This is a genomic window from Shimia aestuarii (assembly GCF_900114635.1).
GTDB lineage: Bacteria > Pseudomonadota > Alphaproteobacteria > Rhodobacterales > Rhodobacteraceae > Shimia > Shimia aestuarii.
Map to the genome: position 1 here is coordinate 1,263,724 of NZ_FOTQ01000001.1, position 25,390 is coordinate 1,289,113.

The 25,390-nt window shown below is 62.5% G+C and carries 22 protein-coding genes and 1 tRNA gene; 14 read left to right on the top strand and 9 right to left on the bottom strand.

Annotated elements, in window-relative coordinates:
- The first annotated feature begins 81 nt into the window (after nucleotides 1-81).
- The 3 genes from BMZ35_RS06270 (at nucleotide 82) to BMZ35_RS06280 (ending at nucleotide 2,488) form a co-directional block, all read left to right on the top strand.
- Entirely contained in the window at nucleotides 82-852 is a 771-nt protein-coding gene (locus BMZ35_RS06270) for a CpsD/CapB family tyrosine-protein kinase (protein ID WP_093091894.1), read from the top strand.
- 205 nt (nucleotides 853-1,057) lie between these two features.
- A complete protein-coding gene (locus tag BMZ35_RS06275; protein WP_093091896.1) occupies nucleotides 1,058-1,762 on the top strand; it encodes a hypothetical protein in 705 nt (234 codons plus the stop codon).
- Between the two features lie 192 nt (nucleotides 1,763-1,954).
- Nucleotides 1,955-2,488: a dihydrofolate reductase family protein gene (locus BMZ35_RS06280; protein WP_093091898.1), complete on the top strand. Its 534-nt coding sequence runs from the start codon at nucleotides 1,955-1,957 to the stop codon at nucleotides 2,486-2,488.
- Between the two features lie 54 nt (nucleotides 2,489-2,542).
- On the opposite strand, the gene BMZ35_RS06285 is transcribed toward BMZ35_RS06280, so the two are convergent.
- From BMZ35_RS06285 to BMZ35_RS06310, 6 genes are all read right to left on the bottom strand, one after another.
- Nucleotides 2,543-3,601: a serine protease gene (locus BMZ35_RS06285; RefSeq protein WP_131814336.1), complete on the bottom strand. Its 1,059-nt coding sequence runs from the start codon at nucleotides 3,599-3,601 to the stop codon at nucleotides 2,543-2,545.
- Nucleotides 3,602-3,620: 19 nt separating this feature from the next.
- Nucleotides 3,621-5,705, bottom strand: coding sequence for a caspase family protein (locus BMZ35_RS06290; RefSeq protein ID WP_093091900.1), 2,085 nt, complete (start codon nucleotides 5,703-5,705; stop codon nucleotides 3,621-3,623).
- A 66-nt stretch (nucleotides 5,706-5,771) separates the two neighbouring features.
- Entirely contained in the window at nucleotides 5,772-7,181 is a 1,410-nt protein-coding gene (locus tag BMZ35_RS06295) for a patatin-like phospholipase family protein (protein WP_165610016.1), read from the bottom strand.
- A gap of 42 nt (nucleotides 7,182-7,223) precedes the next feature.
- On the bottom strand, nucleotides 7,224-8,594 hold the full coding sequence (locus tag BMZ35_RS06300; protein WP_093091904.1) for an ATP-binding protein: 1,371 nt from the start codon (nucleotides 8,592-8,594) through the stop codon (nucleotides 7,224-7,226).
- 3 nt (nucleotides 8,595-8,597) lie between these two features.
- Nucleotides 8,598-9,299: a response regulator transcription factor gene (locus tag BMZ35_RS06305; RefSeq protein ID WP_093091906.1), complete on the bottom strand. Its 702-nt coding sequence runs from the start codon at nucleotides 9,297-9,299 to the stop codon at nucleotides 8,598-8,600.
- A 21-nt stretch (nucleotides 9,300-9,320) separates the two neighbouring features.
- Nucleotides 9,321-10,586 carry a trypsin-like peptidase domain-containing protein gene (locus BMZ35_RS06310; RefSeq protein ID WP_165610017.1) on the bottom strand — a complete coding sequence of 422 codons (1,266 nt, stop codon included), beginning with the start codon at nucleotides 10,584-10,586 and terminating at the stop codon, nucleotides 9,321-9,323.
- A gap of 205 nt (nucleotides 10,587-10,791) precedes the next feature.
- On the opposite strand from BMZ35_RS06310, the gene BMZ35_RS06315 reads away from it, so the two are divergent.
- The 6 genes from BMZ35_RS06315 to BMZ35_RS06340 are packed head-to-tail and all read left to right on the top strand — an operon-like array spanning nucleotide 10,792 to nucleotide 19,662.
- The gene (locus BMZ35_RS06315) at nucleotides 10,792-11,412 is read left to right on the top strand and encodes a hypothetical protein (protein ID WP_093091910.1); all 621 of its coding nucleotides are present in this window, start codon (nucleotides 10,792-10,794) and stop codon (nucleotides 11,410-11,412) included.
- Between the two features lie 11 nt (nucleotides 11,413-11,423).
- On the top strand, nucleotides 11,424-13,529 hold the full coding sequence (locus tag BMZ35_RS06320; RefSeq protein ID WP_165610018.1) for a caspase family protein: 2,106 nt from the start codon (nucleotides 11,424-11,426) through the stop codon (nucleotides 13,527-13,529).
- Between the two features lie 3 nt (nucleotides 13,530-13,532).
- On the top strand, nucleotides 13,533-13,727 hold the full coding sequence (locus BMZ35_RS06325) for a hypothetical protein (protein WP_093091914.1): 195 nt from the start codon (nucleotides 13,533-13,535) through the stop codon (nucleotides 13,725-13,727).
- A gap of 46 nt (nucleotides 13,728-13,773) precedes the next feature.
- On the top strand, nucleotides 13,774-15,192 hold the full coding sequence (locus BMZ35_RS06330) for a CHAT domain-containing protein (protein ID WP_165610019.1): 1,419 nt from the start codon (nucleotides 13,774-13,776) through the stop codon (nucleotides 15,190-15,192).
- A complete protein-coding gene (locus BMZ35_RS06335; RefSeq protein WP_093091918.1) occupies nucleotides 15,192-16,667 on the top strand; it encodes a hypothetical protein in 1,476 nt (491 codons plus the stop codon). The genes BMZ35_RS06330 and BMZ35_RS06335 overlap by 1 nt, the downstream gene beginning before the upstream one ends.
- A gap of 10 nt (nucleotides 16,668-16,677) precedes the next feature.
- Nucleotides 16,678-19,662, top strand: coding sequence for a CHAT domain-containing tetratricopeptide repeat protein (locus BMZ35_RS06340; protein WP_093091920.1), 2,985 nt, complete (start codon nucleotides 16,678-16,680; stop codon nucleotides 19,660-19,662).
- Between the two features lie 8 nt (nucleotides 19,663-19,670).
- Here the strand turns inward: BMZ35_RS06340 and BMZ35_RS06345 are convergent, their stop codons facing one another.
- Nucleotides 19,671-20,423: a hypothetical protein gene (locus tag BMZ35_RS06345; RefSeq protein WP_093091922.1), complete on the bottom strand. Its 753-nt coding sequence runs from the start codon at nucleotides 20,421-20,423 to the stop codon at nucleotides 19,671-19,673.
- A 122-nt stretch (nucleotides 20,424-20,545) separates the two neighbouring features.
- The gene (locus tag BMZ35_RS06350; RefSeq protein ID WP_165610020.1) at nucleotides 20,546-21,550 is read right to left on the bottom strand and encodes a helix-turn-helix transcriptional regulator; all 1,005 of its coding nucleotides are present in this window, start codon (nucleotides 21,548-21,550) and stop codon (nucleotides 20,546-20,548) included.
- 290 nt (nucleotides 21,551-21,840) lie between these two features.
- Here BMZ35_RS06350 and BMZ35_RS06355 point away from each other — a divergent pair, with 290 nt between their 5' ends.
- The 3 genes from BMZ35_RS06355 to BMZ35_RS06365 are packed head-to-tail and all read left to right on the top strand — an operon-like array spanning nucleotide 21,841 to nucleotide 22,832.
- Entirely contained in the window at nucleotides 21,841-22,143 is a 303-nt protein-coding gene (locus BMZ35_RS06355; protein ID WP_207502910.1) for a DUF1214 domain-containing protein, read from the top strand.
- A gap of 58 nt (nucleotides 22,144-22,201) precedes the next feature.
- The gene (locus tag BMZ35_RS06360) at nucleotides 22,202-22,420 is read left to right on the top strand and encodes a glycine zipper domain-containing protein (RefSeq protein ID WP_242654708.1); all 219 of its coding nucleotides are present in this window, start codon (nucleotides 22,202-22,204) and stop codon (nucleotides 22,418-22,420) included.
- A 40-nt stretch (nucleotides 22,421-22,460) separates the two neighbouring features.
- The gene (locus tag BMZ35_RS06365; protein WP_131814338.1) at nucleotides 22,461-22,832 is read left to right on the top strand and encodes a hypothetical protein; all 372 of its coding nucleotides are present in this window, start codon (nucleotides 22,461-22,463) and stop codon (nucleotides 22,830-22,832) included.
- Between the two features lie 266 nt (nucleotides 22,833-23,098).
- On the opposite strand, the gene BMZ35_RS06370 is transcribed toward BMZ35_RS06365, so the two are convergent.
- A tRNA-Lys gene (locus tag BMZ35_RS06370) sits at nucleotides 23,099-23,174 on the bottom strand.
- 98 nt (nucleotides 23,175-23,272) lie between these two features.
- Between BMZ35_RS06370 and dapF the strand changes: the two genes are divergently transcribed.
- Nucleotides 23,273-24,112 (top strand): diaminopimelate epimerase, encoded by an 840-nt coding sequence (dapF, locus tag BMZ35_RS06375; RefSeq protein ID WP_242654709.1) that lies wholly within the window; start codon nucleotides 23,273-23,275, stop codon nucleotides 24,110-24,112.
- Nucleotides 24,112-25,371 (top strand): tRNA (N(6)-L-threonylcarbamoyladenosine(37)-C(2))-methylthiotransferase MtaB, encoded by a 1,260-nt coding sequence (gene mtaB / locus BMZ35_RS06380; protein WP_093091930.1) that lies wholly within the window; start codon nucleotides 24,112-24,114, stop codon nucleotides 25,369-25,371. The genes dapF and mtaB overlap by 1 nt, the downstream gene beginning before the upstream one ends.
- Nucleotides 25,372-25,390 lie beyond the last annotated feature (19 nt).

Below are 25,390 nucleotides of genomic sequence, written 5' to 3' on the forward strand. Positions count from 1 at the left end.
CACCGCAAAGACCCCATTCGCGCCATTCTTTTGTCCGCATTGCGCTGTTATGTTCTGCAGCAGAGCAGCCCGGGTATCACAATGATCGACGATCCGTCCGAAGAGACACATCCTGATGTCGAAGACACCGCGCCCCGCCTCCCGGCGGTGCACGACCCCGCTGTCTATTGGGACAGCCTTCCCATTGTGCGACCCAACACTGAAACACTCGAACGCAACCACATTATCACCGCCACGCGCAGCCATCCGGCCCATGCAGCGTTCGACATGCTGCGCACGCGACTGATGCAGGCGCTGGCCGATCAGGGTTGGACCCGCGTCGCCATCACCGGCCCGACCCGCGGGTGTGGCAGCAGCTTTGTCACCACCAACCTTGCTTTTTCGGTGGCCCGACTTGAATCGGCACGCAGCGTCGTCCTTGATCTCAACCTGCGCGCGCCTGCGTTGCATGGCCTGATGGGGCTCCCGGCGGAACATGCCATGGCCGACTATCTGCAGGGTGCGCTTGCCCCCGAAGAATTCCTGTTGCGCAGCCATGCCAATCTCGCCTTTGGTCTGAACAACACACCCGCCAACAATGCCGCAGAGCTGTTTCAGGATACGATGACAAGCGACGTGCTGGACGAGTTGCAGGATTTGCTGTGCCCGCACTTAATGCTGTTCGACCTGCCCCCGGCACTGGAACATGACGACGTGCTGGCCTTCCTGCCCAATGTCGACGGCGTGCTCGTCGTGGCAGGCGCAGGCGAGTCGACAGCCGAGGATGTAACCAAGGTCGAGCAGATGCTGAGCGAAGTGAAACCGCTTCTGGGTGTCATGCTGAACCGGGCCGAAGGCAAGCTGTCCTTCTGACCTCTGCTTTCCAACTCCGCACCGACGCAATACCGACGTTATACCGACATGAAACCGACCCCGTGAAATACCGTTTTCCGGGCATTCGCGAACATGACCGTTATTGTCATCAAGAAAGGCTTTGTGATCGCGACCCGAGATGCCAATATCGGGCCATTCACGAAGCCGGGGACATCCCGGAATTGCTCGAGGAGTGTTGACCCTTATGAAGACCAAATCCTTTATCCAGGCCGCCGTGGCCAGTATCGCCATCGGCGCCGCGACCCTTGCTTTTGCCGAGGACAAGACCGGCACAAACGTTGCTGAAAACGCCGAGGGCGTACAAGGCCCGGTGGCTCAGCTTGCCATGGCCCAGAACCTCTATGCCTATGGTATGGAACAGAAAAATGCTCTGGCCGTACTGACCGCGGCGCAGATCACCATGTCTATCGAGGTCACCGATGTAGATCGTGAAGTCGAGAACAAACCCACCGAAGGCGCAGGCGAAGTGGTTGATGGTGGCGAAGGTACCGAGGCACCGGTTTCGGCCGAAATGATGCTTGCTTCGGCGCGCGAGCTTGCCGGTGGGGATGAAACCATCCTCGGGCTGATCGAAGACGCCGAGGCCGAAGGCGCACGTGGCCGCATCGGTGGCCCCTCGCGCACCCTGTCACGCCTGCACGCCGGACGCACGGACATCTTCCGCGTCCCCTTCTACGGCGGGCGTCTCGCCGAACTCGCCATCATCGGCGACGGCGATGCGGACCTCGATTTGCTGGTCACGGACGAGAACGGAAACGTTATCTGCCGCGATGTCAGCTACTCGGACAAGCTTTACTGTTCGTGGACCCCGCGCTGGGATGGATACTTCCTGATCGGCGTGGTGAACCAGGGCCGCGTTCGCAACAGCTATTACATTCTGACCAACTAGCCCCGAGACCAATCGAGCAGACAGGCGTCCCTCATACGGGGCGCCTTTTTTGTTGGCCCATTTGCCGCGCGAGCCGAGACCTGCTATCACATCCTATATCCAGAGGAGCGCCCTGCCAGTGATCAAGTAAGTCCATGATTTGAAAGGCCAACACGGCCAAGGACACCTTATTCACGAAAGCTGGAGCACATCATGCAACCGGTCATTTATGACGTTGCCGTCTCGATTGACGGCTTTATCTGTGGTCCCGAAGGGGACATTTCTCAATTCGCGCATACCGGCCCCGTGGTCGACGATTACATGTCGCGCCTGACAGAGTATTCTGCGGCGATCATGGGGCGGCATAGTTATGAGTTCGGCTATCGGTTTGGGCTGCAACCGGGGCAGAACCCTTACCCGCACATGAAGACCGTGGTGTTTTCAAACACGATGGAAACACCGGCACAAAGCGACATTCACATCCTGCGCAATGGGCTTGAACACCATGTCCGGGACCTGCAACGCACGGCCTCCGGTCCGATATACCTTTGCGGCGGGGGAAAACTCGCGGGCGCGCTGCTGAACGCCGGGAGGATACAGAGACTGCGCCTCAAACGCGCGCCCATCCTGTTGGGATCCGGCGTCGGTCTCTTCGAAGGGGTCAAAGCCACGCCGCGCCTGACACTCCTTGAGGAAAAGCCCTATGCCGGCGGCTGCCTGTTCCAGGAATTCAGGATCGAAAGCTAGAACGCCAAAGGGCGCCGAGACATCGGCGCCCTTCTTTCGCAGTTCGCAAGACGATCAGTTGTTCCGCGCGATCGTGTCGTTCAGCCAGCCGACGTAATTCGCAGTGCGGGTATAAGCCGAGAAGATCGCGTTTTCGGCACAGGTCTTGCTGTCCTTGGCCGAAAGACCCCAGCTCACCACACCTGCCTGAATGAACGACCCGTCATTCAGCGGCACCACCAGCGGGCCGCCGCTATCCCCCTGACACGAGGTCTTGCCGCCTTCATAGGTGCCCGAACAGATCATGTTCGGCGTAAGCGGTGCCGGGACATGCTGGACAAACTCGGACCAGGCCTGTTCGGCCGTGGCCTGGTTCATGCCAAAGACCTGTGCGGCATAGCCGAACCCCTTGACCGCCTCTTCGGCGCGCGCCTCAAGCAGCAGGCCATTGCACATGTCCCGTTCCATCATCTGGATCTGTACCTCGCGCAGGCGGTCGGGGTTCTGGGCACCCTCGATCAGGCCCCAGCCGGTGACAAACGTGGTCACGCCCGGCTGTTCGAGATAGTCGCCAAACTCGGCATCCGGCACCTTGATCGTCCGGTAGGGCGCGCGCGGGGCGCGAGCCAGCTTGATCAGCGCAATATCGTTGTCAAACTCGGTGCCGACATAGCCGGGATGGCGGAACACGGCCTCGACCGGCACAACGTCCCCCTTGCCCTCGACAAGATGGTTGGTGCCCACCACAACATTGAACCGCTCGGCGGGGATGTCGCGATAATTGCCGTTGTCATCCGCCATGTGGATGCAATGCGCCGCAGTCAGCACCCAGCGATCCAGCACCATCGAACCACCGCAGAACTGGATATCGGGCTGAAGCGGATAGCCGCCCACCACCAGCGCCACCTGCCAGGGCCATGCGCCATCTTCCGCGACCTTTCCGCCGATCACCTTGGACCCGCTTTCCTGTGCGGCAACTTCCTTGGCGCGTTCGGCCTTTTTCTGACTTTCCGCGAAGGAGAAAGGCGAGGCCATGACCGGGTCGGCCTTTTCCCCTCCGAATTCCTGCGCGTTTGCCATGCCGCCCACCATCAGCGCGGCAGCGCAAATCTGACTTATCTTCCTGATATTCATGAAGGTTACTCCTGTTCCCTTACTCTTCCCGAGGCAGAACCTCGAATCCAAATCTGTTGACCTTGAGCGGCGCCATTGCCCCGCTCAGACTGAGCGCGCGGGTGGCACCATCAGCAACCGCCGCGCCCAGGAAACTTTCCAACGGGCTCTGATCCCCGGCCCGTGTGGGCGCCCCGTCCGCCAGCGCGGTCAGCACCACGCGCGGAGCGTCCGGATCGACTGGAACCGCCAGAACCAGAAGCTGTTCCTGTCCGCTGGCAAAGGGCGCATCCGGCGCGCTTTCGTTGACGATGCGCATGCCGATGCTTTTCTGACCACTGGGTTCGATCCGGTTGGACAGGGACGGTTCGGGCCAAAGCGCGCTGATGTGAAAATCACGGTCCACATAAAGCACGGTGACATCCTGCGCCTTGCGGGATTGGTTGGTGAGGTTGATCCAGAGCTGATCGCAATGCCGTAGCGCCGCACCGTCTCCGACCTCTTCCTTACCGCGCGGCTTTGCACAACCCGATCCCCGCGCCGGGGTCGGGCGCCGCTCAAGCGCCACTTTCAAACCCGTGCCACCAATCGAGAATCCGCCACCCTTGACCCCGTTCAGCGCCGCTGTCAGGCGATGCACGCGCCCGATCCTTTCGAGCCAGCCCGCCAGTTGTTCCTGAATATCGCCCGTCGGACCATACCGGAACCGGGGCGAGGTTTCCGGACCGTTCGGGTCAAGGATGCCATCCCGCCCGGTCAGCGCCAGCGTGCCGTCCATAAGAACCAGTCCCATGTCATAGCCCTGATCCGCAAAGGCGACGCCATCCACGCGGTCGTCCGCCGCGAGACGATCAAAGGCTTCCGTCAGCGGGCGGTATTCATAGCCGTCATGTTCGATCGCGGCGCGGGGCGGTGCAATCACCAGCTTTGGCGGCAGGCCCGGCGCCACTTCTTCGCCGTAGCCCGCGGCGGGCACGGCAAAACCGTCGCGTCCCCGAAGCGTGGCTTGCGTGGGCATGGCCTCGATCACTTCGACCTGCCCCAGAACTTCACCTCCCGTCGCGGCGCCGTACACAGCCAGCACCGCACCGGGCGCCACACCGGAAAGCGCGCCGCGCTGCAGCTTGCCGCCCTTGATCACCATCCGCTGCCCGGCGGCCCCGCCCTCTCCGAAAACCGCAGCATCCAGAAGCGTACCTTCGCCATCCGGGGTTTGCGTAGCGGTGGCTGAGGCCTTGCGCATCCCGTCGCGCGCGGCTTGCAGCCACTGTCCGTAGCTAAGCGCATCGGCCTGTTCGAGCACCTGGACAAGGTTGCGGGTGAAGTCGCCGTACCAATTGGCCGGATCGGCGCCATCGCCCAAGGGATATTCGAAACTGCGCTGGTCGGATTGCGAGGAGTAGAGAAACACAAAATCACCGCTCAACTCGGCCCCCGTGTCGTGGGTTTCGCGTGGCTCAGCGGCATCCGGCACGCCCAGCATGGAGGGATCGACATAGCGTGCTGCCCCCGCCCCGCCTTCCAGTGCGCGAAACCCGGTACCGGAATGACAGGCATCGACAATCGCCACCAGCTGCGCACCCCGCCCCAGCACCGACACCGCCCAAACGCGAAGTTCATCGTCAACAAGCGCGTTTTCCACGGCGCCGATACTCGACTGCCAGCCTTTTGCATCGGCAGGCAGGAAAATCTGGTCATAGCCGCCCTGCTCATCGCCGCTCTGGTCGGGCATCTGCGAGCCGTGGCCGGAGAAATAGAACAGCACCGTGTCGCCCGAAGCGCTTTGACCTCTGGCAGCCTCCATTGCCGCCAAAATCGCCGCGCGGGTAGGCTTGTCTTGGATGACACCCTCGGGGGCATCCTCAACGCCCTCGCTCAGAACGGTGATATTCTCCGGTGCGATCCCGCGCCCAAGCAGAGCGCGCAGCATCAGCGCCACATCATTGCGCGGCCCTCGAAGGTCCGCGTCCAGATGATAGTAATCGCTCACCCCGACAAGAACGGCTCGCGTCTGCGGGGCGGTCTGCGCATGGGTCTGCGCGACGCCCAGGACAAAAAGCGCCGCGCAGAAGACTGTCATGAGCAGTCCGAGGTAATATGATCTTGGCTTAAGAGCTTTGGTCATAATAGCCAACGATACAAGGGATTTGGCACCGATCAAGCGCGTGTTGAAACATGAACGGATTTGTCATCAATTCGAAACCGGGGCTGATTTTTTGGGCGTTATGCGGCGCGCACCTTCGACAGGCTCCGCCCCCTTAAGACTGCGCAGAAAGCCGTTGAACTCGGCGTTGAGACGGGTCGATTGGCGCGCGGCGGCAATCGCAAGGTCCACCTGCTCTTCGGGCAGCTTGAGCCGCGTCGGAATCTCATCAAGCCTGTCCCGCATCTCCTTGGGCAGCGGATCGAAATTGACCTCGCCCACGAACAGCTTCACGTCCTGGCAATCCCATCCGTCAAGCGATCCGCGCAGGTCCTTTACCTCGGGCAATGACAGGCTACAGCGCCATTCCACGAGGTCATTGTGCCAGCGATCCAGAGACAGGCGCATCACGTCAAAGCCCACCCGCGTGGCGGCTCCCATGGAGCTGTTGGCAATCGACATGGCAAGTTCCACGCCCCCCGGCCCCTTGATCTCTTGTGTCCATTTATAGTCCTGCTGCACCCCGGCATTGGCGACAAGGAACATCATCCGTCGCATCCGTACCGCCTGTTTCGGGGTCAGCGGACCGACCTCGTTTTGCGACTTGGCACGCGCCACCGAAAGCCCAGTGGTGCCGAAATTGTCGGTCACGGCCCCATCCAGCAGCTTCACATAACGTACCTTGTCCGGGTCGCGATAGCTTTCAAGCGCCTTGCCATAGGCACGCAGGGCCGATGTGGCCTCGGGGTTGTTGCGCGCCGCCGTAAGCCAATCGGGTTCCCGGTAGTTACAGTCCTGATGGCTCTCAAGCACGATCGGCGCAAAGACCAACGGAAACGCCGCCGACGCCGCCACCGCCTCGGACACGGGCAGCTTGGTCAGGTCGCTACACAGCGCGGCAAAGGTCTCGGTGGAAAACAGGAAGGGCGTGTTATTCGCCACGTCGCTGGCGTTGATCCAGGTTTCGACCCCGGACTTGTGCAGGTCCTTGAAGGTCGCGTTGTGGAACAGGGTTTCGTCAAGGAACCGTGCAAAGGTGCTGCGATCATTGGCGCCGCCCGAAAGCCCCTTGGCAATCGTGACCGGATTGACCGGGTTGTTCGCCATATAGGTTTCGGCGTCCTTGATCAGGTATCTCTCACGATAGCCTTTCATGCCGCGCGGTCCGGTCAGCCCGTAATAGGCCGCCGTCACCGATCCGCCGGACACGCCCGACACCAAACGCACGTATTTCAACAGGCCATTGGCCTGCAGTTCCTGCAACATGCCATAAGAGAAAGACGACGCCCGCGTACCGCCACCGGAAAAGGCAAGTCCGATAAAGACGTCATCAACAACATAGGTGGTTTGGCTTTCGGCTCCGCCCGGAATACCGCCGCGCGACGTCGCATTAATCGGTTCGTTGACGGCGGCGCACCCCGCCAGTGTCACCACGGCCGCGCCCAAAAAACTACGCAAAATTTCAGAAACCAATGTCCAACCCAACCCAGATGCAGCAGCTTACATCGCGTCAACTCTAGGCCAAAGGCATTCGACCGCAAAGCCCTTGTTTTGAGGCAAAATCCTGAGCTTGGCCCCGTGGCGCGCGGCAATCGCGCGCACCAGCGCCAAGCCGAGACCGTGTCCCTTCACGCCGCGCGCCGGTTCACCCCGTGAAAAATGTTCGAACAGCCGATCCCGCAGCTCTTGCGGCACCCCCGGGCCGGTATCGGAGATGCTGAGCCGATGCCGCTCGCCAGCCTCTTGCAGCGACAGGGTCACGGCATCCCCGGGCGCTGTAAACTTCAGCGCATTGTCCAGCAGGTTCGCCAAAAGCTGTGAGACAAGAGCGCGGTCTCCGACAATCCAGAGATCCGGCGCAATCTCGGCGCTGACCCGCAATTCGCGCTCTTCGCCCAGCGGTTCGTAAAGGTCGAACATCTGTTCGCACAGCTCCGAAAGATTCACCGGGACAAGCGACGGCATGTCCCCGGTTGCGGCCTCGGCAGAGGCGATGTCGAGCAGCGCCTCGAACACCCGCACGGTGTCATTCAACTCGGCCTTCAACCCATCAACCACCGCGTCTTGCCCCTCGACCCGGTCCAGCCCCTGCCGGATGCGGTTCAGGGGGGTGCGCAATTCATGCGCGATATTGTCGGACAGGCGCGCCGTTGCGTTTTGCAGGGTCTCGATCCGATCCAGCATGTCATGCACATGGGTTTCAAGCTGTCCGAACTCGTCATCGCTGCGCGCACCGGGAATGCGGGCGCCAAGCTCACCGCCCGCCACCCGGTCGGCCAGCCGGTTCACGCGGTCAATGCGCGTGATCACCAGACGGCTGACTAGCCATCCAGCAACGATGCTGAGCGCGACCATGATGACCGCCGCAAGCGCAATCGTGGCCCGCATATCCGCCATCAACGCCTGTTTCTGGGTCAATGACGTGGCAACCAGAATGGGAAAGCCACCGGGCAAAGACCTCGCCACGCCCATGTATCGACCGGCCTCACCATTCGGGAGCGTATAGTCAAACCATTGCACCGGGTCGGCTTTAAACCCCTGCGCAGTGATTTCCACACCTTCAGGCCAGCTTGGAATATTGCCGCCCAGGAATTGCTGTTGTTTATCAAGCAGCAGGAAGACGCGCTCGTACCCCACCTGCGTGCGGGCCCGGAACTCCATCGCCTGCCGCAGGGCCGGGATCCGCCGCTGATCATAAAGCGCGGAATACCCATCCAGATCAGCCTGTAACGCCTCGATCTGGCGCGCATCAAAGGCGCGCGCCACCTGTCCGTACTGGAACCACAGCCCCCCAAGCGACACCAGCACCATGACCCCCGCGATCAGGATGGTCAGGCGCAGGCTGGCCGATCGAGAGGTCTTGCGATCCATGTATCAGGCAGCTTCGGGCGCGGTTGGCGAAAAGATATACCCCTCACCCCGCGCGGTATGGATGTAGGTCACGCCGGTATCGGCCTCAAGCTTGCGACGCAGGCGACTGATATGAACATCGACCACGTTGGTGCCGGGGTCAAAATGCAGGTTCCAGACCTCGGAGAGCAATTGCATCCGCGTCACCGGTTGGCCGGCATTCTGGGCGAAGAAGGTCAAAAGATCGAATTCCTTGGGCGTCACCTTGATATGGGTCTGGCCGAAATGCACGGTGCGCGCCTTAAGCCGCACCTCGAGGTCGCCGAACACCAACAGGTCATTGTCGCTGGTCTGCATCCTTGCACGCCGCAACAGCGCCTGCACCCGCGCGCGCAGCTCGTCGGCATCAAACGGCTTGGCAAGGTAGTCATCCGCCCCCCGTTCCAGCCCTTCGATCTTGTTCGCGGCCCGGCCCAACGCGCTCACCACGAGGACAAGCGCATTCGAGCCCGCACCGCGCAACTTGGCGATGGCGTCGATCCCGTCGCCACCGGGCAGCATGCGATCCACGATGATCACGTCGAAATCTCCGGACGTCGCCGCCGCCAACCCATCGTCATAGGTGCCCTGCACCTCTGTTTCGCACCCAAGGCTTCGGGCCACGGTGGCGACGGTTTCGGCGCTGACAGGATCGTCTTCAACAATCAGGACAGAGGGGTTGGTCATGGCAAATTCCTTTCGCCAAGTTCAGAAGAGTACAACGCTTTCGTCAAGCACATTCGCACCGGACACCGGCCGCAACCGACCTGGACGCGCCCACGGATCAAGGATCACATGCTTGGTCGACCCGTCGGACACCTCGACCAGCAAGAGCACAGGCCGCGTGATGCGGAAGCTCTCGAACAGCCCGTCGACTACAGTCACCCCATTCACCGCGACGATCCGATCCCCGGCCAGCAAACCTTCGTAATGGGCAAGACTCAACTCGGTGACCGAGTCGATCCACCCGTCCGACCCAATTTTCATTCCGGTTTCATCAAAGCCATACTCCGAGCGGCGCGCGGGTTCGCCGTGCCGTACCGCGCTGGTCGGGGTTTCACCGGCCGTGGTTACAGTCAGGGATTCCTCGCGCCCGCTGCGCTCAACGATAACTTCGAATTCGGGGCGCCCGGCGACCGCCTCGAGCGCAAAGGCGAGGTCACCGATCTTTTCCAGCGGACGCCCGCCCACTTCGCGCAGGATGTCACCGGGTTTCATCCCGGCGCGATCCGCCGCGCTGCCAGCCGAAACGGAATCGACCAGAATGCCCGAGCGATCTTCCAGATCCATTGCGGCGGCCACTTTCGGGCTCACGGGGCGCGTACGCAGCCCCATGCGCGGCAAGTCTGTCTCGCCCCCTTGCTCAAGCCGCGCGATGGCCGCCACAAGCGCTTCGGTCGGAATGGCATAGGCGATGCCGATGAAATTGCGGAACCCGTCCGCGATCTGGCTGTTCATGCCCACAAGCCGCCCGCTCATGTCCATCAGCGGCCCTCCGGAGCTGCCGGGATTGACGGCGGCGTCATGCTGGATCATGCGCATCGGCACATTGGCCTCGATCTGGCGTTCCAGCGCCGAGATAATCCCCCGGCTGAGCGAGAACTCCACCCCATAGGGCGCGCCAATGGCATAGACCACCTGTCCCAGATCCGTTGTCCCAGCAGGGGTTGGTCGCAGGTAGGTGTCGGACTCCGAGACGCTCAGGATCGCGATATCGCGCACCGGATCGCGGGCCACCACCGTCGCAACCTCGCGCGCGCCGTGCACATCGACAATCAAAACCGTGCTCTCATTGCCCACCACATGCGCATTCGTCACCGCCAAACCAGGGCGCAGAAACCGGAACCCCGACCCCAGAAGACGCTCTTCCAGATCGTTGGACCGAATGACGAATGTGGCGTCGATCGCAGGGCGCATCGAGGCCATTGCCTTGGCCATCTGGGGCATGGCGAACAGCCACAGCGGCAGTACCATGAAAAGGACAAATCGGGGCAAAACTCGCATCTCGTACTCCTTGATCTCGGTTTCCTGCACCCTAGCGGGGCGCGTCACGCAAGGCTCATGACAAATCCGGTTAGAAACGGCGGATCACGCAGAATTCCGTTGATCCGGGCAAAGCTGCCTCCTTAGATTGAAGACAAGTTAATTATTTGAATTCCCCCTTTTCAGGAGACCCGGAATGAAGCTCAAAGCCCTTTGTCTCTCGGCCCTTCTGGCCGCGACCAGCGCTCAGGCACAGGCCCAGACCAGCCCGTTGAATACCTTCCGCCTCTCCGGAGAGCTGTTTGCCATCGCCCAGGCCGAAACCGATCCCCTGCTGATGATCTCGGCCGCCAAGCTGCGCAAATCCGTAGCGCTCAGCGCCAGCGATCGCGCCCCAGTTGGGGGCAGCAGCGGTGGAGAGATGGTCACATGGCAGGACATGCTCGACACCGCTGCGGCGCTGGCCGGGGACGATGAGCTCATGTCGGGGCTGATCGAGGATATCCGCGTCGAGATGACCAAGGGCGTCGCGGACGGCCCGGTCTACAGCGTCGTCACCATCGGCGCCAATGGCACCGACCAATATGAATCGCTCCCGTTCACCGGCGGCGCCTATGCCGAGGTCTATGTCGAAGGCAAGGGCAACACCGATCTCAACCTCTACATATATGACGCACAGGGGCGGCTCGTGTGTTCGGACACGGATGTCAGCGACATCGCCTATTGCGGCTGGCGCCCGGCGACCACCAGCGGCTTTCGTGTCGAGGTGCGCAACAAGGGCGCGGCGGAAAATCAATACGCATTGATCACCAATTGAGGATGCCGGACATGTTGCGCACCACCCTTCTTGCTTCGGCCGCCGCTGCCATGCTGGCGCTGCCCGCCCTTGCACGGGACAACCACGCGATCCTGATCGGAGCCTCGACCTATACCAACTTGGATGAACGGTTCTGGCTGAGGGGTCCGGCCAATGACATCGACCTTGTGCAGCGGTTCCTGACCACGTCGGCGAGCACGCCCTTCGCGCCGGAAAATGTCACCATCCTTGCCGATGGTATCGAAGGATCGACCGCGCCCACGCTGGCCGCGATTCGTCAGGCCTTTGCCGATCTCACGGAAACGGTTCAGCCGGGGGACTTTGTCTATCTGCACTTCTCCGGCCACGGGAGCCAGGCCCCCGCCGCCGACCCGGACAGCGAGCTGGACGGGCTGGACGAATTGTTTCTACCCGTCGATATCGGCCCTTGGAACGATACGGTGGGCACAGTCGAAAACGCGCTGGTTGACGACGAAATCGGCCAGATGATCGACGCCCTGCGCGCGCGCGGCGCCACCGTCTGGGCGGTTTTTGACAGCTGCCATTCCGGCACCGCAACCCGCGCCGCGCCCACGGGGGATGACGACGTGCGCCTGCGCAAACTCGACCCGCGCGCCCTGGGCATTCCCGATGCCGCGCTGGCCGATGCCGAAACCAGCTCCCGCGCCCTGCCCGATCCCCGTGCCCGTCCCGAAAGCCCGGTCGCCGATGCGGCCCCGGCGGGTGACACCGGCGGATTCGTAGCCTTCTTCGCGGCGCAGACCAACGAAACCACCCCCGAAAAACGCCTACCCAAGGGCAAGAAGGGGCGGCGATCCCAAGGGGTGTTCACCTTTGTCCTTTTTGAAACGCTGGCCCAGAACCCCGGCATCACCTATCGCCAGTTGGGGCAGGAGGTGTTGCGACGGTACGCGGTCAAGAACATGGCCCGGTCAACCCCGATGTTCGAGGGCGATCTCGACACGGTCGTGTTCTCGGGCGAGCCCGTGAAACCCGTGACCCAGTGGCCGGTCGAAATCGGGGGCGACGTGCTGACCATCCCCGCAGGCGCTCTACACAATCTGACCGAAGGGGCAGAACTGGCGCTGTTTGCCTCGGCCGCCGATGCGGACGAAGCGGTACTGGGTTATTTCCGCGTGGACTGGGCCGATGCCTTTTCCGCCGAAGTTGTGCCGATTGCCGCCCATGGCCACGAAGCCCTGACGCCCGACGTCATCCCGAACGGCGCCTATCTGCGCAAACAGGCGCAGGGCATGGATTTCACCCTCACCGTCGCCCTGCCCGAGCCGGATGCCGCCAACCACGGCGCCGCCCTTGCCGAAGCACTCGCGGTGATCCGCACTGATGGTGAGATGTCCAGCCGCATCAGCTTTGTCCCCCCCGGCGAGGACGCGGATATCCGCATGGCCTTTCTCCCGGACAGCCCGCGCCCCGGCGCGGTCTGGCTGTTGCCCTCCTCGGGGCTGTTTGATCCCGAGAACCCTGGCCAGACTCCTTCGATCAGCATTGCCGACAAGTCGACCGAGGATCTGGCCATCGTTCTCGAAGACACGCTCGGTCACATGTCGCGCGCGCTCAATCTTCTGAAAATCGGCGCAGGCTATGGCGCATCCGATCTGGATGTGGACGTGGAACTGCGCACCAAGAACAAGCGCAACAAGACGCTTCGCACGCTTGATACCGTGGCCGTGCCCAAGCTGATCCCCGGCGACGAGGTGCATATCCTTGCCCGGAACAACACGGATCAACCAGTGGATGTGAACGTGCTGTACGTAGGCAGCGATTATTCCATCAGCCATTTCTTTTCCGGCCGGATGCAGCCCGGCGACAGCCTCAAAAAAGGGTTGCTGCGGATCACCGACACGGCCTTTGGTCGCGACCGGGTGATCATGGTCCTGACCCCGGCCAAACCGCAATCCGTGGTCGAGAACCTTGCCTTCATGGAGCAGGCCGAGCTGGAAACAACGCGCGGCAACGCCTCAAGCATGGCCGCCGCCTTCATGCAGGCCGGTTTCGGCACCACGACACGCGGCGCGATTGCGCTGGATGACGAGGAAGACGGCCCCGGTGGCGCAGTGCTGCAATTCGAAATCGACGCCGTGCCGGGGGATGGCTGAACCATGCTGTGCCGTATGGTTCTGTTCCTGGCCTCGATGATCACGCTGACCGGGCTGGCCTGCGAAAGCCACGCCGCGCCCGAACCACAGCGGATCACGCTTCTGGACGAAGCGTTTCAGGCCGCGCAATGGGGCTTCCTGTCCTCTGCCGGAAGCGCGCTGCAACAGACCCAGCCAGCGCCTTGCGGCAGGGGATGACGCGCTTGCCCGACGCCTTCAGGATCGCCAGATCCTCGCCGACAAGGTGCAGGCCAACGAGGCCGCTCTGGCACGTCTGGGCGGGGACGCGGCTGGGGATGCGCGCGCCGAATTCACCCGACTTTCGGGGGAAATCAGCCATCTCAACACCCAGATCGCGGCGCTCGATGCCACCATCGCAACCGAGTTTCCCGAATTCGACAAGCTGGCCCGCCCGCACCCGCTTTCCGTTGCGGATGTGCAATCCCATCTCGCCGCCGACGAGGGGCTCTTGTTTCTCTATTCCGGCGAACGGCGCACATTTGTCTGGCTGATCACACCGGATGCTGCCGCGTGGCATCGCCTGTCGCTGGGCACCTCGGAAATTGGCGAAAGCGTCACGGCCATTCGTCAATCGCTTCAGGCCGCAGCGACCGTGCGCGCCGCCGAAGCGCTGGACGACGCTTTTGACGGGCCTTCGACCCCGGCTTTTGATCGGCTGAACGCGTGGCTGCTCTATTCCGAACTGATCTTCCCGCTGGAGCCATATCTCAAGGGCCTCAACCACATCTACACCGTCACGGACGGCCCCCTGTCCGGCCTGCCCTTCGGCCTTTTGGTCACGGACCGGAAAATCAATGGGCAAAACAACGATCCGGCGGCGCTCCGTGCGACGGGATGGATGTTCCAGCGCCATGCGCTGACCACCCTGCCCTCAGTCGAAAGCCTCGCCCTCGTGACCCGAGACCGCGCCGCGCCCCACGCGGATCAGCTTGCCTTTCTCGGGTTCGGCGATCCGATCTTTTCCGGCGCGCTTTCCAACCCAAGCGGCGGGCAGTTCTTCCGCTCTGGCGCGGCCGATCTCGACAGCATCCGCGCGCTGGCCCCACTGCCCAACACCCGGACCGAGATTGATCGGCTGGCCGAGGTTCTGGGCCGCGACCAAAGCCGGGTCCATCTGGGTGCCGACGCCTCCGAGCCAGCCGTGCGCGCCGCCCCCATTGACCGCGCCGAAGTGATCGCCTTTGCCACCCACGGCCTCTTGTCCGGCGAGCTGCGCGGGCTGGCCGAGCCCGCGCTTGTCCTGACCCCACCTGACACCGTGGCGCCGGGGAATGACGGGCTGCTGACAAGTTCCGAGATCGCGGGAATGCGTTTTGCGGCTGACTGGGTGGTCCTGTCGGCCTGCAACACCGCCGGAAGCGATGGACACCCCGATGCCGAAGGACTTTCGGGCCTTGCACGCGCCTTTCTTTTTGCCGGGGCGCGGTCCTTGCTGGTGTCCCACTGGCCGGTGCGCGACGACGCCGCGGCGCGGCTGACCACCGATACCTTCACCGCCCTGCGCGCCGCGCCCGGAACACGTCGCAAGGCCGAAGCCCTGCAATCGGCGATGCAAACCCTGTTGATGGATCAAAGCGATCCGACACTGGCCCACCCGGCGGCCTGGGCGCCTTTCGTCATCGTCGGGCACGGGGGTTATTGATGCGCCGCCTGCTTGCCACCTGCCTGACCTGTCTCACCCTTTTTGCCCCACCTGCACAGGCCTACACGCTTGATCAGGCCATGGCCGAGATCGACGCGCTGTTCCAAAGGGGCGCGAACCCGGATGAGATGGCGCTCGGAATCGCGGGCATCCTGCGCAGCGTTAAGGCTTCGGGTGTCATCGACCCGGACCTTGCGATTCTTTACGCGATGCTGGCCGATCACCTGCGACTCGAGGCCCGCAATCCCGCCTATGCCCTGCAGGTTGCCGAAGACGGGCTTGCGCTGATCGCGGGCGATGCCGGGCAATCGGATTTTCAGGCCGCGCTGATGGCCTCGCGCGCCTACGCGCTTGCCGATCTGGGCCGCTTTGCCGAAGCCCATGCCGCGCTGACCCTTGCCCTGCCCACCCTGGCCCGCACCTTTGGCGCAAAGGACATTGCCGATTACAAAAAACACGCCGCCGAATGGGCCGAGGGACAGCTTGGGGATTTCAATACATCCGCGCTCGACATCGCGCGTGACACGCTGGAAACCGCCTACGACGCCCAGTCCTCCGGGTCCTATGGACGGGTGCTGGTGCTGGCCGGATCGGCGCTCCTGCCGATGGACACGAGCTTTGCCGAGGCCGACCTACGCGCGGTGAACACCGAGGCGGAAAAACTCACCGCCGAGGCGCTGTTTTCCCTCGGGCGCCACCGCGAGGCGGCGAATGCCTACATGCGGGCGCTTGGTTACATGACAACGACGCCGTGGCAATTGTCCGGCCATCCCGATTGGTGGGGCCATGTGAATACGGAAGCAGCCGACATCGCCTTTTCCACCCTGAACGGTCTCGCCGCCGCCGCCACCGAGATCAACCGCCCGGACGTCGAGCGCGCCGCACTGGCCGCCGCGATGGACGTCGTCTCAAGCCCCCGCCAGCGTTACACACTACTGCAACGCCAGGCACGTATTCTGGCCGCAGATGGCCAGATCGACGCCGCGCTTGACCTGCTCATGCAATCGCGCGCCATTGCCGAGGGCGCAGGGCTGGACGTTGATGCACTTGTTGCAGAGTTCTACGTCGAAATGATGCGTATCTATGGCCAGTTGGTGGCGCAGGAGCCGATCGCCACCGCCGCCTTCATCGCCGTAACCGACCGGGTTCTCGCGGCGCATGAAACGCATCAGATGCCAAACCGGGATTTCTTTCTCTATTCGGCGGCCAATGTCCTGCGCCATGGCGATGTCCCCGACAAAACGCTGGAATACGCCCGCAAGGCGCTGCGCTGGCGGCAGGCCGATCTGGCCCGAAAAACCGATACCGGTTTTGGTGCCACGCAGGCACGCCGCGCCAGCCGCGACACGCTGGAGTTCTTCCTTCACGCCGCCCATACCGCCGCTTCGGCCTCTGACCTTCCGGGCCAGCGCGTCGAAAGCTGCCCCTCGGACGATGCCTATACCTCCTGCCTGATCGTGATGCCCTCTGATTGAGAAACTGCCCATGAAACCCTTTGCCCTTGCCGTTTGCCTTGTTCTCTCAACGGGTCTGTCCAACCCCACGCAGGCGCGAGACCTGACCGAGGCCGAAGGCAAGATCATCACGCAGGCATTCAACATCGCGCTCAAAGCCAATGAACTCTATTACGCAGGCCGGTATGCCGAAGCCGAGGCGCTCTATCACGAAACCTACGCGCTCAATGCCTCGATCCCGGAAAACGAGCTTTCGATGGCGTCCGACCTGCACAACATCGCCGCCACGCAGGCCCAGCAAGGCAGGCTGGTCGAGGCCGAGGAAACCGCGCGTCGCGCACTGCAGATGCGGCTGGATCATGGCGGGATCGACAATGTCATCATCCACTCCAAGGCGCTTCTGGCCACCATTCTTGGCGATCTCAACCGCTTTGAAGAAGCACGGCTTTTGCAACAGGAAGCGGTTGAACTCACCCTGAACAGCCCCGAGGCCAGCAAGGAAGACCTGATCACCAACGTCACCAACCTTGCTTATTTCACGGAACAGGATGGCTATGTTCAGAACGGCATCGCGATCCTCAACCAGGTGGTGCCGATGCTGGCGGAATTGCCCAAGCACGACACCGTGCGCGTGCTCAATGCACTGGGGCGTCTCTCGTCGCTGAATGGCGATCCGCAGAGCGCAGAGACCTATTACCGGCAGGCGCTTTTGCAACAGGGCGACATGACACCCAGCCCAAATTGGTCCACCCGCGATATGGCCACCGTGATCGGCAACCTTGCCGCAATCCTGCGTGGACAGGGCCGGTTTGCCGAGGCGCGCGGCCTGTTTCTTCAGGCCGATTCCATGCTGGTCGGGGCCGGGATCACCACCTCAGAAGTGCGCGCCAACATTCTTGACGGGCTGGGCGAAGCCCTGCGCGCCGAAGGCGATCTCAACGGCGCGTTCAAGGCACAACGCAAATCGCTCGACATCCGCCTTGCAATCTTCCCCGAGGATCACCTCAAGACCGGGGTTTCCTTTTCGAACCTGGGATTGACCCTGCTGCAGTCCGGTCAGGTCGCGGAGGCAACGCAGGCGCTTGAAAAGGCCGTTGCCATCCAACGCCAGAGCGACGATCCGGCGCGGTTCGCGCGCGCCGCTCTGAACCTCTCTGCCGCGCGGGGCGCTGCGAATGACTTTGCCGGGGCCATCGAACTCGCCGCCGAGGCGCAGACCGCGCTGGCCACCGTCCTGCCGCCCAACCACCCCGAACTGATCAAGGCGACCTTCAACCGCGCATGGCTGCATCTTGGCGCGGGCGACGCGGCAACTGGCGCGAAACTGTCTGATGCCGCGATGCAGGGCTTCCTGTCGAACCGATGGCAGATGGATATTGAGGTCACCACCGGCGCAGAGGAATTGCGCGACACCCGTCGACAGGTGCTCTCCAGCGTGGTTGCAACATGGGAAACGGATCGCGACGCGGGCATGAACCGGGCCTTCGGGGCGGCGCAGTGGGCGCAGGCCAGCAAGGCCGCCCATGTCGCCCAGCGCGTCGCGGCGCGCTTTGCGGCCGGGGACGACGCACTGGCCGCACTGGCGCGGCAAAAGCAGGAACTGGTGAACCTGTGGCGCGCGACAGACGCGCAATACATCGCGCTTCTGACCCACACACAACAAGGCGACCCCCGCCTTGCGGCTTTCCGGGAACAGCTTGAACAGCTCTCCGAACAGATCGCTCAAACCGACCGCGCGCTGGCGGCCCAGTTCCCAGACTTCGCCCGCCTGACCCAGCCCCGCACCGTATCCGTTTCCGAGATCCAGTCTTCTCTGGCCCAGGGCGAAGCGTTTTTCATGCCGGTGTCGACGCCAGATGAAACCTATCTTTTTGCCATGACCGCAACAACGGCCACATGGGCCCGTTCGGCCCTGACAGATCGGGAACTGGATGAGGCGATCCGACGGCTGCGAGCCGATCTCGATCCCTCCGGCCCATCGCGCGCCGCGCAGGCGCTGGATGAGGCGTTTGCCGGGGATGCGGCCCCCGCCTTTGATACCGAAACAGCCCACACACTCTATCAGGCGCTGATCGCGCCGATCTCGGACAGTCTGGACGGCGTCGAGACAGTCTATGTCGTCAAGGAAGGCGCCCTGTCCGGCCTGCCCCTTGCCGTGTTGCTGGACCGTCCCGTCACCCTTGAAACCGATGCCGATTTCCAGTCCGCCCCGTGGCTGATCCGCCGCTTTGGCTTTGCCACGGTCCCTTCTGCCGCCGCCTTCCTCGCCCAGCGCGCAACTCAGCCGACACGTCCCCCCAAGGTCGCCCTCGCGGGATTTGCTGATCCGGCATTTCAGGGCGCGCCGGATGCCGAGACGCCACAGATCGCCACTCTGTTCACCCGCAGCGCCAACGCGGCAGACGAAGTGCGCGCACTGGCCCGCCTGCCCGGCACACGGCGCGAGCTGCTGGGGCTGGCCGATGCACTGGACACACCGCTCGACCACCTCGCCCTCGGAGCCGACGCGACAGAGGCCGCCGTCAAATCATCTACACGCCTGCGCGACGCTGAAATCGTGGTGTTCGCCACTCATGGTCTCGTGGCGGGCGACCTGAGCGGGCTCAGCGAACCGGCGCTGGCCTTTTCCGCCCCCGATCAACCGGACGAAACCGACAACGGGCTACTGACCGCCTCCGAAGCGGCCCGGCTGGATCTTGTGGCGGATTGGGTGATCCTGTCAGCCTGCAATACGGCGGCGTCCGATGGCACGCCCGGTGGCGAGGGTCTGTCGGGGCTGGCGAGCGCATTTCTCTTTGCGGGGGCGCAGTCACTTCTCGTGTCACACTGGCCGGTGCGCGACGATGCCGCCGCCCGGTTGACACTGGCCACGCTCTCGGCCCCGCCCGAAGCGGAAGGCGCCGCCAAGGCACAGCACCTGCGCCGGGCAATGCTGGACATGATAGATCGCGGGGAGATCACGCATCACGCCCACCCGTCGGTCTGGGCACCTTTCGTGGTTGTCGGGGCGCGCTAAGACTGCCCCTACCAGAGCGACTTGCGGTATTCCGGCGCGGCTTCGCCTGCGAAATCATACCCGTAGTCCTCGATCTCCCGGCGGCAGTGCCTCGCCACGAAATCCCTGAGGTCATCATCGTAGTACTCCTGCCAGCGCCGCGCCGTCTTGGGGCGGATACCGGATTTCGCGTTCGGCGGCACCGGGCGCCCTTCAAGGCCAAGCCCCGCACCCAGTCGCGCGAGGTCTTCCTCGAGACGTTCAAAGAAGATGACAAATGCCGCCTGGTTTTCACCATTGCGGCTGTACATATGGTGATTGGACAATGCGCGCTGCCGCTTGCGTCCATAGACCCAGTCCAACGGCCCGCGCGGACCATAGGTGCGGGTATATTTGGCAAACGCCGCGCGCTGGTCGCCAAAATCCCGCGCCCGCATGTCGGTGCGCCGCATGGTCCAGAAGAACTGCGAAACCGCCCGGTCCCACGGGTTGCGCGCGATGGTGACGATGCGCATGTCGTCGATCCGTCGGCCATAGACAAAACGCGCCCGCCACAGCGGCGAATGATCCCTGAGACTGATGCCCAGTCGTGCAGGTCGTCCGATCAGAACCCCTTCGCCGGCATTGCGCGTTTCCTCTTCCTTCGGATTGATCGGCGTCGCGACATCACCGGCCGCGAGGAAAGGCGACAAGGCCAGCTCAACCGAAGTCCCGGCAGTCTTGCGTGTCTTGATGAGCAGGAAATTCTTGCTGAAGCTTACAATCACGGGGCGATTTTCCATTCCTGTGGATCACTTTGGTATAAAGCGCCCGCCCGCTCCTGCAACCGCCTTTGTGCCGGGCCGTACATGTATACCCGCCAAAAGCATGCGCCCCCCGGAGGCCCTGTGCCCCAACGAGCTTTTCACGCTCCGGGCGGGTTGGCGCGATACCCGGATGGCGAAACCCCCGTCCAGCTTTTGAAAGCGCGCCGAAAGCTTCTGGGATGCTTGTAGCCCAGCATGCTGGAGATCTCTTCCAGGGGTCTGTCCGTCCGCGCGACGAGATGACGTGCGTTTTTCTCTGCAAACCCTGCCCGCACATCCCTGAACGACGTCCCTTCCCGTCGCAGGGCACGCTGCAATGTTCTTGGCCCGATCGCGAGGTGCCGTGCCACGGATTCCTCGGACACGTCCCCATGTGCAAAGGTGATGCGGAGAATGTGTTCGACGACATCGGCAACTGTCTGTACAGGGGATACCCCCATCAGCCCGGCTAGGTCCTGCAACGCGATCTTGTCTTGCCGGTGCGACACGTCCGGGTTCAGCGTCGGCAGTTCAGACAGCCGGATGGCAATGCCAGGGGGACCCGCGCGGACGCGCACCGGCGCCCCGACAAGACGCTCGAGTGTTTCAATGCAATTTCGCGGCTCATCGGGGATTTCGACCCAGTCCGGCACCCAGCCCGACCCGAGGAAATGCCGCGCCACGGCCCCAATGACGAACACCGTGCCTTCGTCGAGATGCCTGTGACCGGTGATCGTCAATCCCCTTGAATCCCTTCCGACCACGAGATGCGAACCGGTTTGCCGGAATGTGATTGAAGAACCGGGATGCGTCAGCACCAGCGCCCGCCGTCCTCTTTCGAGCGCCGATCCCAGATCTGGCGCGCCCAGCACATAGGTCGCGTAGGCACCGTATGTCGAATAGTCGAATGCATGGCCAACCCTTGCCCCCAGATGACGATCCCCGACGGAACGTGCCACGGCCTCGACCACAACGCCCTCTGCGGCATAGGGGGCAAAACCCGCTTTCTCTTTCAGGACGGAGCGATCCAATCCTGCAGACAGAAGGGCGCCATCCACAATTTCCGGTGCGGCAAACCGATCAAGCAGGTCAACCACATGCGAAAACTCCCGGATTGTCACCATGTTGAGACGCATGCCGTCAATCTGTCGGGAAATGTCCGATGACACAACCTAGCGAGGAGCGGCATAGTGACCGCGCCCGCACTTCAGCAAAGCAACAGGGTTTGACCATTCCGGGTCGCCGCACGTAACATTTAAAGATTTTTTTGGAGAATTGATATGAACAGGACTTGTCGTTTCGCAATGGGGGTCAAGGTTGCTGCGGCTGTCACGATGCTGTCCGGAGCAACGTCGGCAGGGGCGGGCTGCCCGAACAGGAAGCACTCTACCTTGGCGTCGAACCCAGACTACCGGTGGGTGAACACAGGATCGACGTCTCCGCAGTCGTGCCCGTTGGTGCATTTTGGTCCATCAGCCTCTACAATGCGGCCGGTTTCTTCGAACCCAACGCGTTTGATGGCTACGTCGTCAATTCGGTGATGGGCAAACGCAACGATGACGGCTCGCCGACGGTGCACCTAGGCGGATGCGAAGACGGGCGGGTGAACTGCCTGCCAATCATGGAGGGATGGAACTATACAGTGCGTCTCTATCAGCCCAGCCCGGAAATTCTTGATGGGAGCTGGGCGTTCCTGTCTGCCCGACCCATGCAGTGACGCAACCATGAGCTAGAACCGACACCGAACAATTACGATCAACAAAGGAGACCTGACCATGTTGAAGACCAGAACAATGCTGACGACGGCCATCGCGCTGCTTTTGGCGACAAGCCTCGCGATGCCGACGGTCGCCGATGCACAGTCCAAGCGCACCAAGAACACGGTGAAGGGCGCCACTGTGGGCGCAGGTGTCGGGTATCTCGTCGGGGGAAGTGATGGCGCCAAGGCGGGTGCCGTCGTCGGCGCCATCGCCGGCTACCGGAAGAAAAAGTGATCGGCGCGCAACCACGCCTCCAATAACAATGGTGACCCACATGTTCAGACATAGACTCTATGCCGCAACCTCAATTGGCCTGATGGCAATTTCCGGGCCCGCGTCCGCCGACGAACAAATGGACGAAATCATCTCGTCCGCAGCCCCGTTCATGCATCACAGCTGCGAAAGCGTTCTGACTGAATTCGAGAACGACCCGGAACAGGTGATCCAGATCGTGCGCCTGATGGCCATGGTCTCGCTTTACAACCGCCAGATCGACGTTGTGGCAACCGTCCCGGAAAGCAGCCTTGGCAGCCTCAAGGACGAGTTTGTCGAAGAGCTCAAGGACGCCTGCGACGATGATGGCGGAAAGCTATTGGCCGGCGCCGTGGACGATGCCGTGAAAGAGATCTTCGAAGCATTCGAATAACCCGCGCCACGATTGCAACGGCATGGCCCCGGCGCGGCCTTGCTTTCGAATCCGATCTTTTCGGACATGCGGATACGCGCCCGGAAACTCGGCCATGAAGCTGGCGCTAGCCTTCGGGTAGGGCGTTCGGCTCAGGTGAAGGGGGGCATGCCGCCGACACGTGGTTGCATGCAGTCGGATTTTCTTGCCGCGCTAGCCAACACCAATCGCGCGCGCACCGCGCCCCAAAAGATGCGCGTGCAACACACTGTCTTATCAAGATAAAGTGGTGAGCCGTGTAGGATTCGAACCTACGACCCACTGATTAAAAGTCAGTTGCTCTACCAACTGAGCTAACGGCCCACTCTGTGGCGCGGTTACTATGCTGACTGTCCAAGGGGGTCAAGACGATTCTCAAGAAAAAATGCATCGCTCTGGAAACGGCGAAATAACAGGCGTATATGCGCGGCATGATCAGGTCCCAGAACATATCCCTGCCCTTCATGAAAATGCATGGGCTCGGCAACGATTTCGTTGTCATCGACGCGCGTACCCGAGACGTGGAACTGAGCGAATCCCAGATCAAGGCGATTGCGCATCGGCATTGTGGCGTCGGCTTTGACCAGCTTGCCGTGATCAGCTCGGACCGGCACGACGGGCACCTGACCTTCTACAATGCCGACGGATCGACCTCGGCCGCCTGCGGCAACGCCACGCGCTGTATCGCGCGTCATATCATGGACGAGACCGGGCGCACGTCGCTGCGCCTGACCACGGATCGCGGCACCCTGATGGCGCGGGACGCAGGCGACGGTCTGACCTCGGTCAACATGGGCCAGCCCCAGCTTGACTGGCAGGATGTTCCGCTGGCCCGCGAAATGGACACGCTGGAACTGCCGATCGACGGCGCGCCCACTGCCACCGGCATGGGCAATCCGCACTGCACCTTCTTTGTAAAGGATGCCGAGACCGTGGACCTTGCCCGTTTCGGTGCCGAACACGAACACCATCCGCTTTACCCGGAACGCACCAACGTGCAGGTCGCCCATGTTGTCGGGCCGGATCACATCCGCATGCGGGTTTGGGAACGCGGTGTCGGCATCACCATGGCCTCGGGGTCCTCGTCTTGTGCCACCGCCGTGGCCGCTGCGCGACGAGGCCTGACGGGACACAAGGTGCGGATCGACCTTGATGGCGGCACGCTCTGGATCAACTGGGCCGAGGATGGTGTCTGGATGACCGGACCGTCAATGCATGTCTTCTCCGGCGCCTTTACCCACAGCTTTCTGGAGTCGGCCTGATGGCTGGCGCGCCACCCAAGTTCACCACCCTCGGATGTCGTCTCAACGCCTACGAAACCGAGGCGATGAAGGCCATGTCGCAAGAGGCCGGGCTGGGGGATGCGGTGATCGTGAACACCTGCGCCGTAACTTCGGAAGCGGTGCGCAAGGCGCGGCAGGAAATCCGCCGCCTGCGCCGCGAAAACCCCACCGCCCGCATCATCGTCACCGGCTGCGCCGCCCAGACCGAACCCGAAACCTTTGCCGCGATGGGCGAAGTTGACAAGGTGATCGGCAACTCCGAGAAGATGCGCCCGGAAACCTGGGCTGGCATGGCCGCGGATTTCATTGGTGAAACCGAAAAGGTCATGGTGGATGACATCATGTCCGTCACTGAAACTGCCGGTCACCTGATCGACGGGTTCGGCACGCGCAGCCGCGCCTATGTGCAGGTCCAGAACGGCTGTGACCACCGCTGTACCTTCTGCATCATCCCCTTCGGCCGGGGGAACTCCCGCTCGGTGCCTGCGGGCGTGGTGGTGGACCAGATCAAGCGGCTCGTGGACAAGGGATTCAACGAGGTTGTTTTGACAGGCGTCGACCTGACCTCTTGGGGAGCGGACCTGCCGATGGAACCGCGGCTGGGCGATCTTGTGCTGCGCATTCTCAAACTGGTGCCGGACCTGCCCCGCCTGCGGATCAGCAGTATTGATTCCATCGAAGCCGATGACGCGCTGATGCAGGCCATCGCCACGGAACCACGCCTGATGCCGCACCTGCACCTGTCACTGCAGGCCGGGGACGACATGATCCTCAAACGCATGAAACGCCGCCACCTGCGCGACGACGCCATCGCGTTCTGCGAAGAGGCCCGCAAACTGCGCCCGGACATGACCTATGGCGCCGACATCATCGCCGGCTTCCCGACTGAAACCGAGGCGATGTTCGAAAATTCGCTCAGGCTGGTGGCGGAATGCGACCTGACATGGCTGCATGTCTTCCCCTACTCCCCCCGCCCCGGCACCCCGGCCGCCCGGATGCCACAGGTCAATGGAAACGCCATCAAGGCCCGCGCCGCACGCCTGCGCGACGCCGGACATGACCAGGTGGCCCGCCACCTTCAGGCGCAAGTCGGGCACACGCATCACGTGCTGATGGAAAACCCGCAGATGGGGCGCACAGAACAGTTTGCCGAAGTGATCTTCGACTCGCCCCAGATCGAAGGCGCCGTGGTGACCACCAAAATCACCGGTATTCTGGGCGGACAGCTGACCGCCTGATCGTGGCGCTCCCGCCCTC

What these genes read in the sequence shown, in the direction of transcription:
- BMZ35_RS06270 (WP_093091894.1), top strand. Translation starts at nt 82, where the DNA reads ATGATCGACGATCCGTCCGAAGAGACACATCCTGATGTCGAAGACACC.
- BMZ35_RS06275 (WP_093091896.1), top strand. Translation starts at nt 1,058, where the DNA reads ATGAAGACCAAATCCTTTATCCAGGCCGCCGTGGCCAGTATCGCCATC.
- BMZ35_RS06280 (WP_093091898.1), top strand. Translation starts at nt 1,955, where the DNA reads ATGCAACCGGTCATTTATGACGTTGCCGTCTCGATTGACGGCTTTATC.
- BMZ35_RS06285 (WP_131814336.1), bottom strand. Translation starts at nt 3,601, where the DNA reads ATGAATATCAGGAAGATAAGTCAGATTTGCGCTGCCGCGCTGATGGTG.
- BMZ35_RS06290 (WP_093091900.1), bottom strand. Translation starts at nt 5,705, where the DNA reads ATGACCAAAGCTCTTAAGCCAAGATCATATTACCTCGGACTGCTCATG.
- BMZ35_RS06300 (WP_093091904.1), bottom strand. Translation starts at nt 8,594, where the DNA reads ATGGATCGCAAGACCTCTCGATCGGCCAGCCTGCGCCTGACCATCCTG.
- BMZ35_RS06305 (WP_093091906.1), bottom strand. Translation starts at nt 9,299, where the DNA reads ATGACCAACCCCTCTGTCCTGATTGTTGAAGACGATCCTGTCAGCGCC.
- BMZ35_RS06310 (WP_165610017.1), bottom strand. Translation starts at nt 10,586, where the DNA reads ATGGTACTGCCGCTGTGGCTGTTCGCCATGCCCCAGATGGCCAAGGCA.
- BMZ35_RS06315 (WP_093091910.1), top strand. Translation starts at nt 10,792, where the DNA reads ATGAAGCTCAAAGCCCTTTGTCTCTCGGCCCTTCTGGCCGCGACCAGC.
- BMZ35_RS06320 (WP_165610018.1), top strand. Translation starts at nt 11,424, where the DNA reads ATGTTGCGCACCACCCTTCTTGCTTCGGCCGCCGCTGCCATGCTGGCG.
- BMZ35_RS06325 (WP_093091914.1), top strand. Translation starts at nt 13,533, where the DNA reads ATGCTGTGCCGTATGGTTCTGTTCCTGGCCTCGATGATCACGCTGACC.
- BMZ35_RS06335 (WP_093091918.1), top strand. Translation starts at nt 15,192, where the DNA reads ATGCGCCGCCTGCTTGCCACCTGCCTGACCTGTCTCACCCTTTTTGCC.
- BMZ35_RS06340 (WP_093091920.1), top strand. Translation starts at nt 16,678, where the DNA reads ATGAAACCCTTTGCCCTTGCCGTTTGCCTTGTTCTCTCAACGGGTCTG.
- BMZ35_RS06345 (WP_093091922.1), bottom strand. Translation starts at nt 20,423, where the DNA reads ATGGAAAATCGCCCCGTGATTGTAAGCTTCAGCAAGAATTTCCTGCTC.
- BMZ35_RS06350 (WP_165610020.1), bottom strand. Translation starts at nt 21,550, where the DNA reads ATGGTGACAATCCGGGAGTTTTCGCATGTGGTTGACCTGCTTGATCGG.
- BMZ35_RS06360 (WP_242654708.1), top strand. Translation starts at nt 22,202, where the DNA reads ATGTTGAAGACCAGAACAATGCTGACGACGGCCATCGCGCTGCTTTTG.
- BMZ35_RS06365 (WP_131814338.1), top strand. Translation starts at nt 22,461, where the DNA reads ATGTTCAGACATAGACTCTATGCCGCAACCTCAATTGGCCTGATGGCA.
- dapF (WP_242654709.1), top strand. Translation starts at nt 23,273, where the DNA reads ATGCGCGGCATGATCAGGTCCCAGAACATATCCCTGCCCTTCATGAAA.
- mtaB (WP_093091930.1), top strand. Translation starts at nt 24,112, where the DNA reads ATGGCTGGCGCGCCACCCAAGTTCACCACCCTCGGATGTCGTCTCAAC.